This is a genomic window from Ignatzschineria cameli (assembly GCF_003121895.1).
GTDB classification, from domain to species: domain Bacteria; phylum Pseudomonadota; class Gammaproteobacteria; order Cardiobacteriales; family Wohlfahrtiimonadaceae; genus Ignatzschineria; species Ignatzschineria cameli.
Genome location: NZ_QEWW01000010.1, coordinates 35,910 through 48,328 on the forward strand (window position 1 = coordinate 35,910; position 12,419 = coordinate 48,328).

The window sequence follows — 12,419 nt, forward strand, 5'->3', positions numbered from 1 at the left end:
GAATGACAGAGAGAAAGCAAGATCTAAAAGCACATACCCCGATGATGCAGCAATATTGGGAGATTAAAGAGCGCTATCCCAATATGTTGCTCTTCTATCGTCTCGGCGATTTCTATGAGCTCTTCTATGAGGATGCCAAAAAAGCCGCACGACTCCTCGATATCACCCTCACCCAGCGGGGTAACTCTGCCGGCGCGCCCATTCCGATGGCCGGAATTCCCCATCACTCCTCTGAGAGCTATCTCGCCCGCTTACTCAAGCAGGGAGAGTCTGTTGCAATCTGCGAACAAGTAGGAGAGGTAACTGGAAAGGGGCCGGTAGAGCGGGATGTTGTCCGAATCTTAACGCCGGGAACGCTCACCGATGATTATCTCTTAGATGCTAAAAATGAAAGTATCACCGTTGCGCTCGATCAGGTCGATGATCAATGGCTTATTGCTTGGATCAATCTTGCCGCGGCTCAATTTGCTGTGATGCCACCTCTTTCAGAAGAGGCGATGACAGCAGAGTTACTTCGAATCAAACCTTCTGAAATTGTGGTGCGAGAATCGTTAACAGTTCCGGGCAAGATTCGTTCACTCTGCCACTTCACCCCCTATCCCGATTGGCACTTCGATCAAGCGCGTAACTATACGCTACTTTGTGAACACTTTAAGACACAGAGCCTACAAGGCTTCTCCATTGCAGATCACGATTTAGGGACACAAGTTGCCGGCGCCCTTCTCACCTATGTGAAAGAGACACAGAAAGATCCTCTCAGTTATATCGATCAGATCACTCTCGAGTCGATCGATGATGCCGTAATTCTCGATATGACAACGCGCCGAAACTTAGAGATTGAACGCACGCTCTATGGTGAGACCAACCATACGGTGCGCGCGCTCCTCGATGAGTGTCAAACGCCGATGGGATCACGCCTTCTCTCGCGCTGGCTCAATCGTCCTCTGAGAGATCATCAAACGCTCAATCAACGTCTCGATCTTATTGAAGCATTTGAAGCGGAGAGTGATCATAAAACGATCTTAAATGCCCTTGCGGAGATTGGTGATCTTGAGCGTCTTGTGACTCGAATCGTCCTTAAAACAGCCCGCCCTCGCGATCTTACTCAGCTTCGTAAAATTTTACAAAATACCCCACAGATTGTTGATGCCGTTGCCAATAATATTGAAGTGGCAAAGATCGATCCGCTCTGGCTCGATTGGCTCAAGGCGCAAACAGAGCTATGTGATCTTTTAGAGCGCGCAATTGTTGATGAGCCGCCTCTTCTCATTCGCGATGGTGGCGTGATTCGGGAGGGTTACAATAGTGATCTCGATGAGCTTCTCAACCTTAGTACTAAAGGGGATCAATTCCTCTTAAATCTGGAGATCGAGGAACGAGAAAGGCTCAATATTCCGACCTTAAAAGTAGGTTATAACCGTGTCCATGGTTACTATATTGAGGTCTCAAAAATTCATGCGGATAAAGTTCCGGCTGAATATGTACGGCGCCAAACCTTAAAAGATGTCGAACGCTATATCTATCCGGCACTCAAGGAGTTTGAGAATAAGATTCTCTCGGCAAAAGAGCGTTCGCTCGCACTCGAAAAAGTGCTTTGGGATCAGCTTCTCGATCATATTGAACCCTATCAGACCGAGTTGCGTCTCTTAAGTGATGCGCTTTCCCATATCGATATCTTTATCACCTTAGGTCGATTGAAGAATCGTTACAATTGGTGTCGCCCCCACTTTAAGAAGCAGTTGGGCATTGAGATTGTTAAAGGTCGCCATCCGATTGTAGAACGAACCCTCACGCGCCCCTTTATTCCCAATGATCTCTCCATCAATCCAGAATCGAATATGTTGATTGTGACCGGACCGAACATGGGTGGAAAATCGACCTATATGCGACAGACGGCGCTCATTGTCCTACTCGCTCATATCGGCTGCTTTGTGCCGGCAGAACGGGTAGAACTTGGCCCGATCGATCGCATCTTTACCCGAATCGGCGCGCAAGATGATCTCAACTCAGAGCAATCGACCTTTATGGTGGAGATGACAGAGACTGCAACCATCCTCAATGCCGCAACGGCGCAGAGCCTTGTCTTAATGGATGAAGTTGGGCGCGGAACCTCAACGCTCGATGGCCTCTCTCTTGCTTGGAGTAGCGCAGTCTACCTAACCGAGAAGGCGAAAGCGATGACCATCTTCGCCACCCATTACTTTGAGATGACAGAACTAGAAGAGCTCTACCCAACGGTGCGCAATCTCCATCTCGATGCGGTGGAGTATAAAGATGAGATTATCTTTATGCATGAAGTTAAGCCCGGCGCTGCTTCTAAAAGCTACGGACTACAAGTTGCGGCCCTTGCCGGCGTCCCTAAATTGGTGATCAATGCGGCAAAAGCAAAGTTAGCCGAATTAGAAAAGAGCTTCCAAGTTGCAACGCAGCGACATCAAAGGGTAGATGATGATACACCCGATAGAGAAGTGCCGACATCGCCGGCAAAAGTGGAGAGCAAAAAGCGCACACCACAATATGAGAGTCCTCAAGCGGAACTGCCACTCTTTATGGAAGCGATGCCCTCTGAGATTGAAGAAGAGATCAAAAAGCTCGATCCCAATGATTTAACGCCGAGAATGGCGCTCGATCTGATCTATCAATGGCAAAAAAAATTACGCTCTTAAAGACTAGACAATTCTAGAAAAATGTAGAAAAAGAGCGAACAAGAAAGATAAAAAAGAGAAAGAGAAATGACACAACTACTCAATTACAAAATCACACATCCTGAAGTGAAAAAACATGAAACCCCCATTTTGATCATGCACGGATTATTTGGCGATATGAATAATCTTGGCATGATCGCACGCGGATTAGATGAATATAGCGTTATTCAGATCGATGCTCGCAATCATGGGGAATCTTTCCATAGTGATGAGATGAGTTACGATCTTATGGCGCAAGATATCGTCACCCTACTCGATCATCTTGAGATCGATAGAGTCATTCTTATCGGTCACTCAATGGGCGGAAAGGCGGTAATGACCGTCACAAAATTGATCCCTGATCGTATTGAGAAGATCATTGTGATCGATGTCGCACCGGTCGATTATCAAGAGCGCCGGCATGATGATATTTTAGCGGCCCTTAAAGCGGTAGAAGCAAGTGGCATTACCGATCGCCGGGAAGCGGCTGAGCTGATGAAGGAGTATATCTCCGAAGGGGATTTTGTGATCCAATTTCTCCTCAAATCCTTCAGAAATGGTGCATTTCGCTTCAATGTCCCCGTGATCGATACCCAATATGAAGCCGTATCCGGCTGGGAAAAGGTCCCCGCTTGGCCAGGAAAAATCCTCTTTATTATCGGGGGCGATTCCAATTATGTTCAAAAAGCGTATCAAGCAGAAGTCGAAGCCCAATTCCCCAATGCAACAGCCGTCATCATCGCCGGCGCCGGACATTGGGTTCATGCGCAAAAGACAGATCTTGTGGTAAAAGCTATTTTAACTTTTTTAGATCGGGCATAGGTGGTTACAAAAGAACTATAAAGTAATGCTAAATGTAGCACTTGTAAGCTAGTTGAAACTAGTAAACTGATATCTCAATAAAAAACCCTCATTAACTATTTAATGAGGGTTTTGCCGATCTTACAACTCCGTTAATCTTCGTAACAGAGTGCATCCTTAATCTGCAGAGCAATCCGCTCTATAACAGGAACGACGACACTATTTCCAGCTTGTTTATATAAATGGCTATTACTGATATTTTCTGGAAGCTTATAATCCTCTGGGAAACCCTGAAAATTAAAACACTCTCTTGGCGTTAATTTTCTAATAGTGTCAGATTTACCTTGAACATTTAATAATGGAACATTATGTCCACCTGTTCCCATATTGGCAGTTAAGGTTGGACACAAATTACTCTTATTAGCTCGCACATACTTTCTACGCCACTGATATAAAGTCTCGGCATCTCTAATCTCATCGACTAATTGATCAAAGAATGGTGTTTTATCAGTGTAATAAAATCTATCATCTATTGAGTCTTCATCTTGCAACATATCTTTTACTTGCTTATCCAAAAGAACTCTATTTGGAAAAGTAAAACGGTGATGTGCTTCTTCATCTAAAAAGCAAACGACATATATTCTTTCTCTATTTTGAGGAATATTGCCATATTCAGCTGCATTTAAAACCGCGTATGACACATGATAGCCATTCTCTTTCAAAGAATTTAAAATAACTCTAAAGGTGTTTCCTTTATCATGAGAGACTAAATTCTTTACATTTTCCAAAAAAATTACAGATGGTTTTTTAGCGATAAATATTCTTTCTAATTCAAAGTAGAGATTTCCTCTCCCCTTTTCATCATCAAACCCTTGTCTATAGCCGGCAACCGAAAAAGCCTGACAAGGAAATCCTGCAAGCATAATGTCGAAATCGGGAACATCATTTTCAGATACATGACGGATATCTCTGTCATCTATTATAAAATCAAAATTTTCCCTTAATGTTTTTACAGCAAACTTATCAAACTCATTTGCATAGACGGTTTGAAAGCCCGCATTTGAAAATCCTATATCAATTCCGCCAACACCAGCGAAAAATGAGGCACACTTCATGTTTACTTCCTTTCTTAAACAAAATTGTAGCCCTACAACCTAATGCAATAATCTATAGCGCAACATCATTAAGACTATTGCTTTGCAATTACATTCTTATGAGTAAACGGTAGGATATATAAACATATTTCTAAGACACTTTCTTAATTTTTTTGCAATAGATTCCTAAATCGACCAATATATTGGCCTGTCCAATCTTGTTTAAGTCAATTTAACTATCTATTAAACTTCAACAATTCCTGCACCGAAACTCAAAATAATAATGAAAGTATCAATGAAATATCAATTATTACATAGATGCAATAAAAATTACATCTGTGTATTTCAAAAATCACTCTATACTGAGATCTTATAAATTAAAAATCTATCCATGCTAAATTGTTTAGCATAGTGAAAATAAAACTGTTAAGGGTGTAATGCTATGTCTAATTATTTCAACTTATGGAATCATCTACCGGGAAATGAAAAACAGGAATATATAAAGTTTCTACAAATTTTCGGTGCATTATCGGGACTCTTTAAAGATATTGAAAATGGAGATAATGCAGATAAACCCTATCTATATTACCGTAATCATGAACAACTATTCGCTAGAGTATTTGATGTAGAAGATTTAACTCGACTCGATTCTGCCTTTGATGCAATAGCATTAATATCTGGAGAAAGAATAGGGATAGGATTAAAAACATGGATTCACTCAAGAGCGATCACTTTCCAAAAAGTTGCTGAATTTAATAAGCTATCAAATACAGTCATTCGCCCTCTCATTGAAAATGCCTCTTCTCTTGAAGTCGCTCAGACCATCGCTACTCTTAGAAATGAACGAATCGCTTTAGATCAACGTCTCTATAAAACAGATCATATGATCTATCACAATATTACTCGTGATAGCAATATAATGAATATCGTAGAATGTAAATATGACTATATCGACTTAGAGTCCCTAAAGATCATAAATGGGAACAACAATAAAGGTGTCTTTGACTTTGAAGATAAGCATAAAAAATATAAATTTTATGCTAGTAAAAGCGTTTTATTACAAGAGTTTGATGCCTCCCCTTCAATTATTTCTCATACCATTCCTATCACACAATTTACAGATCCTTTTGAGCTTTTAGCACAAATTCAGATGGATAATACGCCATCCTCAACTCATGAAAAAGATAACTTAATCTATTTACCGATCTATTCCGATCGATCTTATAAGGTTGAAGAAAAATCTGGATTCAATGCCTCTTTAGCCGCCCCAAAAGCTAAAGGATCTAATATACCAAGACCAGATTATGAGGCCTATATCCCTATTCCTATTTGGATTCACCAACTATTTCCCTCTTTCTTTGGATTTAATGCATTAGATCCTCAAGAAAGACGGAAAGCCGCAACAACAGGATTTAACTTACACTTACCCAGTGGTGATAAAATTACGGCTATCGTCACTCAAGATAATGGAAAAGGTTTACAGACCAATCCACAATCAATACTCGGAAAATGGATACTTCATGATGTCTTTGGCTTACAACCTAAAGAGCCTTTGACTATGGAGAAACTACAGCTATTAGGTGTGGATTCTTTAAAGATCGTTAGATTAGATAATCATAACTTCAAAATAGATTTAGCAGATACAAACGCCTTCGAAAAATGGAAAATAGAATTACAATCTAAGATAGAGGCCTGCCCTGAAGTTATCACTAAACCTAAATTTAGGTTTGATTTGATCAATGACTAAAATTTTCATTGACAAAAAAGGTCTCAAGGTTCTAAAATACCCCTCTTAATAGCGCCGAAGTGATGGAATGGTAGACATGAGGGATTCAAAATCCCTTGCCGAAAGGCGTAAGAGTTCGAGTCTCTTCTTCGGTACCATTTTTAATAAAAAGAAGCTTGCATATCAATAGATTGCAAGCTTCTTTTTTGTTTTAGGATATATAGAAAGATACTTTTAATGATTCGTATCGATAATGATAATGAAATGACTTCTTTGACTTTTAAAAATAATATATAAATAATTATTATCTGTATATTAACTTAAGTAAGCTAAACTAGAATCATTAATCATAGTTATAAAACAAAAAAGTTTCTAGTTGCGAATTACACATCTAAGGATAAGTTTACAGACTAGTAAAATAAACACTAAATCATTCAGCTGGATGCATTACTTTATCAAGTAATTTTAACTTAAAAAAGAAGTTTGGATTCAATACATCTATTGTCAGCCTTAATGGGTACCCTAATAAACTACTATACTTTTTTTTAATATATTGATTTAATAAAATGCCTTTCTCTGTCAACTTAGCTATAAATGTTGGATAAATAGAATCTTCTTTTAAATCTAAATAAATATAAGACGCATCAAAATAAATAATATTAAAACCCACCAAAAAATCTAAATATTCTGTAATTAAAGTATCTGACTCAAAATTTATCGATGGGCTAACTGTCAAATCTGGAAAATTAGAAGAATACTTGTCAATATAATACTCAGATAACCTCATTACTAAATCTATGCCAAAAAATATAGATCCTCCTTGACAAGTTATTCCCATCATAAACATTTCAAAGAAAGAAATATAACAATCATAACTTTTCGTACGCTTAGATTGCATAAATTGTATGACATCATCCAAATCTTTAAAGTTATACTCATTCTCAGTTACGCCACAATTCATAAATAATAATTCCGGCTTAGTTTCATTGAGAATATTTTCTTTAGGCACAATAATATATTTTTCTTTAGAACTCCTAAGCCGAGACCTTAACTTTTGACGTACATCTACAAAATACCCTTTTCTAGTTTGATCATTAAATAAAAACAGCACTACAGGAATAGGATAATATTTCCAATAGTTTGTTTCTTGATCATTTAGATAATACTTCCAACCATCTTTAGTTTCATATTGAAAATATGATTTCCCTGTTTTAACTTGAAATGCCAATAAATCCCCTGTTACCTTTCCTTTGCCATTAGCATATCTCTTCACATATTCCATTTGCCCATCAATACCAACGTCCGACCCGGAAGTTTCTCTCCATATCAATTGGTTATCGGCTGCATATTCTTCTAAAAAGCAAACACCTTTTCTTGAACGCGCTGCTGTATCATTGTAATTTGGCAAGTCCATCCACATAGCTATTCTCTACACTCTATATATTTCACTATAAATACAGGATAAGATTGATTAATCTTTTTTTCTAAATTCTCTAATAAGTTGAGTATAAGGGGCATGATCTGAGTTTTTATCGAACTGCTCTAGAGGACTTCTTCCCAGATTATCTATAGTTACTTCTAAAAGCTTATTTAACATATATTCATCTTTTTCTGCTTCATTTTTGTATGCCTCATACGCTAAAGCAGAAGTTTGCTTATAAGAATACTCCTCTTTTATCTGATATAAAAACTGACTTCTTTTACTAATAAACCATGATATAAATAAAAGAGGCACTATAACTAAAAATCTTTCATACATACCTATGTTTTTTAACTGAAAAAAGGATAAAAAGCCGATACTCTCTAAATCAATAATAATCCCTATTGTTAAAATAAATACGGAAAACAAAGTAATATAATTAAAAAAATCTAAGCCCAGTATTCTCCAAAATAATCTAGATACCCTCTGCTTAAAAGCTACAGCTAACCCCACTCTTAAAACAGCTTTTTCTGTCAATTCCATTCGCTTAAGCAGTATATCTGCCTCTTTTTTTTTATCTGTAATTTCACTCTCAAAATTTTCTACTGTATCTATGATATCGATAAACTTATTATATTCCGAAGGGGATTTTCCTAAAAAGCCACCATTAAAGAAAAAACAATCCATTTTTGCATTATTTAAACAAGCCACTAATCCAGAAATAAGTTGAGGGACTAAAATAGCACCTGCTTCCTCGCTTAGACGCAACATTTTTCCATCTCTATAAACAGCTCTTGAATTCAAACTATATGTTAAATCCTCAAGCATTTTTTCTGCAAACTTAATATTTAAATATAAAGAGCTATAATCTTGCCCCTCCAAACTATCCATCGCATCAATGATTTCTAATGCACTATTAGCTGCTGCCTTTAATGCCAACATCGACTCAGAATCTAATTTAGATAATTTGCTATTCTCTCCAGCATGTCCAGCAATCAATCCTTTAATTCTAGATTTAAGCTGCTCAAGATTTTTTTTTAACTCCAAAACATTTTTTAAAGCCTTCATTACGCTACCATTTAGTTAGAATTACTTTTATTCAATATGTAAACACAGTCAGCATATCAAAAATACTTAATAGCTAGAAATAGGTACTAAAAATCCTCACTATATCTGTCAGATTAATGTTTTACTTTAACAAATTATTGGAGAAGTGAAGGAATATTAGATTAATCCCAATCTGTCAACAGTCAGCCCACAGCGCGTTAGCCTCTACCAATCATCCTTCCGATCTTTATACAACAGCATCTTACCACTCCAAACACTGATACTTCTTCAGATAATCGACTATAGTTAAGAAATGTCACATAAAGTTTACAAGATAAATTCTGTATAAGAGCAGCTGGTATCTAACTTAATCTTCAAATGCTAAATATAGTCTTACACAGGAGAAAACGATGTTAATTCACTTAGTTATTCATAAAGATGAAAATAGCACCTATGGAGTAACTATCCCCTCCTTAGCGGGTGCTTTTTCTTATGGAGATACACTAGAAGAGGCTGTATCGAACGCAAAGGAAGCGATCAAATTTCATCTTGCAGGGATTCTTGAAGATGGTCTCGAACCTGAATTTAAATATTTCACATTAGATGAGATTAAGGCACATCCTGATTATCGAGGTGCTGATCTGATCTCTGTTGATATTGATACCTCTTCTTATACGCTTAAACCTGAACGCTTCAATGTTAGTTGGCCAAAGTATCTAATTAGAGAGGTTGATCGCTATACCACTTTGCATCCTGATACTCGTTCGAGCTTTCTAGCTAAAGCGGCTAAGAAGTATATTGAGCAGAATCCTTAATCGATCCCCCATAGATACCATAAATCTCCCATAAACCAGTCTTTAACTTGAATCGACACCCCAAAATTAAGCGGAAATTTTGGGGTTTTTCTTATCTTCGTGCTTTACTCATTACTCCAAACACTGATACTTCTTCACATAATCGACTGTTACGAGCGGTGCGTTCTCTTTTTTAGTGCTTTTATCGACACGCTGATCGATCAATCTCGCGCCCTTCATGCCCCATCCTTGGCAGATTTTATTGGCTTCTTCATCAGCTTCGGTATCAGGAGCGGTGACTATCTTTTTAAAGCCTTCTACCCCTTCGGCATAGATCTCAACGATCGCTTCTGATCTGCTTGCATGTCCAACGCGCCACTCTGCCTCTTGTGTTGCACATCCCATAATCACAACTGAAGCTAAGGCTGATAAGAATAGTAACCGTTTTGTCATTTGATACTCCTACGTTAAATTAGCGCTATGAGTACCTGTATACCTCATAAAATGATTAAATAACAATTTAAAACGGCTATTACACAATATAAAATAGAAAGATATTTTAATAATGATATTTCATAATGTATCATCGTGATCCAAAGCGCTTTGCCTTATCGTGCGCCGGCAGTCACTTTATCTTTTACGCTAACGAATAGATTAAATTTAGATAGATTTATAGAGAAGGATCTTAAAATGCATCACTATATCGACGCTCTTGAACTTGAGGCTCTTAAAACTCAGCGCGCACATCTTTCGATTCAGAGTGTATGTGAATATGAGGGGAGAATCTACCAAAGCCCGGAAACTGTCATCTCGATTGCTGACAAGAGTGATCTTGCTGAGGCAAATCGCACTATTGATGATGTTGCTCGAGTGATCGCTACAGAAGCGGTTGCCGAGATCGATGCTCTAAAACTGATCTCTACAACGCATCAGCTCACGCTTTTTTTAAAAGATGATGCAGGTCAATTGCTAAAAGAGCCGTCTGTTCAGCCCTTAATCTTATCTGCTTCATTTGGAAGATAGTAGGCGACAGCTCAAAGCTATCGCCTAAATTGTGATATCTAAATCATACCTATCAATGACATCGATACTTAGAGCGCTTTAATTTTAGCAATCGCTTCCTCTAAAATCGTACTGATTTCTGCTTCATTCTCTTTACCACTCTGCTCTTTTAGCAGTTGACGAAGCTCTCTCAATTTTGCTCTGTGGGGCGACTCTGCTGTTTTTTGTTCAACGGCATAGGCTTGCTCCATCGCGTTGATCAATTCGCCTTGAGCTTTGAGCCAAGAGAAGAGAATCTCTGCCTCATCGAGCTTTTCACTGATCTCCTCTTTCCCTTTTTTAGTGAGCGAGAACTCTTTTTTCGCGCCCTCCATCGTCACTTCTGCCAGCTCGCTCTCTTCAAGGTAGGCTAATAAGGGATAGATCATGCCGGGGCTCGGTTTATAAAATCCAAGTGAGCGCTCCTCTAATTCTTTAATGATCTGATAGCCGTGTAGTGATTCTTCTGAAAGAAGCATTAAGACCAGTAGTTGTAGCTCTTCACTACTGATGCGTCTTCCACCACCAAAACGGCCATGACCCCGTCCGCCTTCTCTTCTCCGACCGCCACCGCGACCACCTTCAAAGCGATCATCTCTCCGGCAGTGTGCTGAAAAGTGGTGGCGCCCTCTTCTTCCGGCACCTCTTCCGCGATGATGGCCTCGTGCAGCTCGATCTTCACATCTTAATAGATCATATTCTGTTCTTGATAATTCTCTCATCATAGACTCCTTTTGTTGATGATTTTATATCTTAAGATATAGTTGATATATGTATCTTAAGATATGTCTTGAGATATGTAAAGATTTTGCTCTAACTATTTCCTCCTCTATATTCACCCTTCGTTATAATCTCTCTTCATAACCTAATAACCGTTATTGAGGAGTCTTATAATGCATAAATTGATCAATCCCCCCACCGTCTTTAATAGCTTACAGTATGGTTTTAGTCAGGCTATTTTAACGAAAGGTTGCCGGCAACTCTTTCTTTCTGGGCAAGTTGCGACCGATAAAGATCAAGTAACAATCGCTACAACGATGGGCGAGCAGACACGCATCTGTTTAGAAAATATTGAAAAAGTATTAATCGCCGCCGAAACCAGCAAACACGCCATTGCGATGTTACGTCTCTATATCAAAGAGAGTGCTAATACGCCAGAAGCACAAGAAGAGATCTCTGCGGCCCTCAAAGCCTTTTTTGGTGAGCAGATGCCGGCCTCTTCTTGGATTGTAGTAACAGGATTAGCTCTTCCTGAATGGTTGATTGAAATTGAAGCGCAAGCGGTGATCAATGATGAGGCAGAAGATCGATAAAAGAGTAAAAAATAGAGATTGCCGGCGCGCGATTTGTGGAAGCATGTGATAGTGAGGACCGGCAACGTTCAGCCTCTTTTGTTTCGATGAGTCTCTCTTGAGGAGATGATTCTTAAGAAGATTTGTTGAACGGCGGGAGCCGACCATTTCGTTCTTTTCACCGGTGCATGCCCGCGGTTTGGCATCGATAATGCCAACTGCCGGCGCGCGATTTGTGGAAGCATGTGATAGTGAGGACCGGCAACGTTCAGCCTCTTTTCTTTTGATGAGTCACTCTTGAGGAGATGATTCTTAAGAAGATTTGTTGAACGGCGGGAGCCGACCATTTCGTTCTTTTCACCGGTGCATGCCCGCGGTTTGGCATCGATAATGCCAACTGCCGGCGCGCGATTTGTGGAAGCATGTGATAGTGAGGACCGGCAACGTTCAGCCTCTTTTCTTTTGATGAGTCACTCTTGAGGAGATGATTCTTAAGAAGATTTGTTGAACGGCGGGAGCC

Annotated in this window: 13 protein-coding genes and 1 tRNA gene; 7 read left to right on the forward strand and 7 right to left on the reverse strand. The window is 39.1% G+C overall.

All coding sequences use genetic code 11. From position 1 onward, the window contains the following. The first annotated feature begins 2 nt into the window (after positions 1-2). Entirely contained in the window at positions 3-2,666 is a 2,664-nt protein-coding gene (gene mutS, locus DC077_RS09560; protein ID WP_109202242.1) for a DNA mismatch repair protein MutS, read from the forward strand. 66 nt (positions 2,667-2,732) lie between these two features. Further along, entirely contained in the window at positions 2,733-3,506 is a 774-nt protein-coding gene (locus DC077_RS09565) for an alpha/beta fold hydrolase (RefSeq protein ID WP_109202243.1), read from the forward strand. A 131-nt stretch (positions 3,507-3,637) separates the two neighbouring features. Here DC077_RS09565 and DC077_RS09570 read toward each other — a convergent pair whose 3' ends face one another. Next, the gene (locus DC077_RS09570; RefSeq protein WP_109202244.1) at positions 3,638-4,600 is read right to left on the reverse strand and encodes a DNA cytosine methyltransferase; all 963 of its coding nucleotides are present in this window, start codon (positions 4,598-4,600) and stop codon (positions 3,638-3,640) included. 421 nt (positions 4,601-5,021) lie between these two features. Here DC077_RS09570 and DC077_RS09575 point away from each other — a divergent pair, with 421 nt between their 5' ends. Together DC077_RS09575 and DC077_RS09580 are read left to right on the forward strand one after the other, a co-directional pair. Then, on the forward strand, positions 5,022-6,326 hold the full coding sequence (locus DC077_RS09575; RefSeq protein ID WP_109202245.1) for a phospholipase D-like domain-containing protein: 1,305 nt from the start codon (positions 5,022-5,024) through the stop codon (positions 6,324-6,326). A gap of 53 nt (positions 6,327-6,379) precedes the next feature. Then, a tRNA-Leu gene (locus DC077_RS09580) sits at positions 6,380-6,463 on the forward strand. 272 nt (positions 6,464-6,735) lie between these two features. On the opposite strand, the gene DC077_RS09585 is transcribed toward DC077_RS09580, so the two are convergent. Continuing rightward, entirely contained in the window at positions 6,736-7,725 is a 990-nt protein-coding gene (locus DC077_RS09585; protein WP_109202246.1) for a DUF4365 domain-containing protein, read from the reverse strand. Between the two features lie 51 nt (positions 7,726-7,776). Next, on the reverse strand, positions 7,777-8,793 hold the full coding sequence (locus DC077_RS09590; protein ID WP_109202247.1) for a hypothetical protein: 1,017 nt from the start codon (positions 8,791-8,793) through the stop codon (positions 7,777-7,779). 389 nt (positions 8,794-9,182) lie between these two features. Between DC077_RS09590 and DC077_RS09595 the strand changes: the two genes are divergently transcribed. Beyond that, the gene (locus DC077_RS09595) at positions 9,183-9,587 is read left to right on the forward strand and encodes a type II toxin-antitoxin system HicB family antitoxin (RefSeq protein WP_109202248.1); all 405 of its coding nucleotides are present in this window, start codon (positions 9,183-9,185) and stop codon (positions 9,585-9,587) included. 111 nt (positions 9,588-9,698) lie between these two features. Here DC077_RS09595 and DC077_RS09600 read toward each other — a convergent pair whose 3' ends face one another. Continuing rightward, the gene (locus DC077_RS09600; protein ID WP_109202249.1) at positions 9,699-10,019 is read right to left on the reverse strand and encodes a YecR-like family lipoprotein; all 321 of its coding nucleotides are present in this window, start codon (positions 10,017-10,019) and stop codon (positions 9,699-9,701) included. A gap of 237 nt (positions 10,020-10,256) precedes the next feature. On the opposite strand from DC077_RS09600, the gene DC077_RS09605 reads away from it, so the two are divergent. Further along, the gene (locus DC077_RS09605) at positions 10,257-10,589 is read left to right on the forward strand and encodes a hypothetical protein (protein ID WP_109202250.1); all 333 of its coding nucleotides are present in this window, start codon (positions 10,257-10,259) and stop codon (positions 10,587-10,589) included. 68 nt (positions 10,590-10,657) lie between these two features. On the opposite strand, the gene DC077_RS09610 is transcribed toward DC077_RS09605, so the two are convergent. Continuing rightward, positions 10,658-11,332, reverse strand: a complete 675-nt coding sequence (locus tag DC077_RS09610; protein ID WP_109202251.1) for a PadR family transcriptional regulator — start codon at positions 11,330-11,332, stop codon at positions 10,658-10,660. 168 nt (positions 11,333-11,500) lie between these two features. On the opposite strand from DC077_RS09610, the gene DC077_RS09615 reads away from it, so the two are divergent. Beyond that, the gene (locus DC077_RS09615) at positions 11,501-11,920 is read left to right on the forward strand and encodes a RidA family protein (RefSeq protein WP_192874937.1); all 420 of its coding nucleotides are present in this window, start codon (positions 11,501-11,503) and stop codon (positions 11,918-11,920) included. Between the two features lie 68 nt (positions 11,921-11,988). On the opposite strand, the gene DC077_RS09620 is transcribed toward DC077_RS09615, so the two are convergent. Both DC077_RS09620 and DC077_RS10980 read right to left on the reverse strand, forming a co-directional pair. After that, complete coding sequence (locus DC077_RS09620) at positions 11,989-12,246, reverse strand: hypothetical protein (protein ID WP_109218001.1); 258 nt, start codon at positions 12,244-12,246, stop codon at positions 11,989-11,991. Then, positions 12,168-12,419, reverse strand: a 252-nt coding sequence (locus tag DC077_RS10980) for a hypothetical protein (RefSeq protein ID WP_204758306.1), incomplete at its 5' end; no start/stop codon positions are given. The genes DC077_RS09620 and DC077_RS10980, both read right to left, overlap by 79 nt.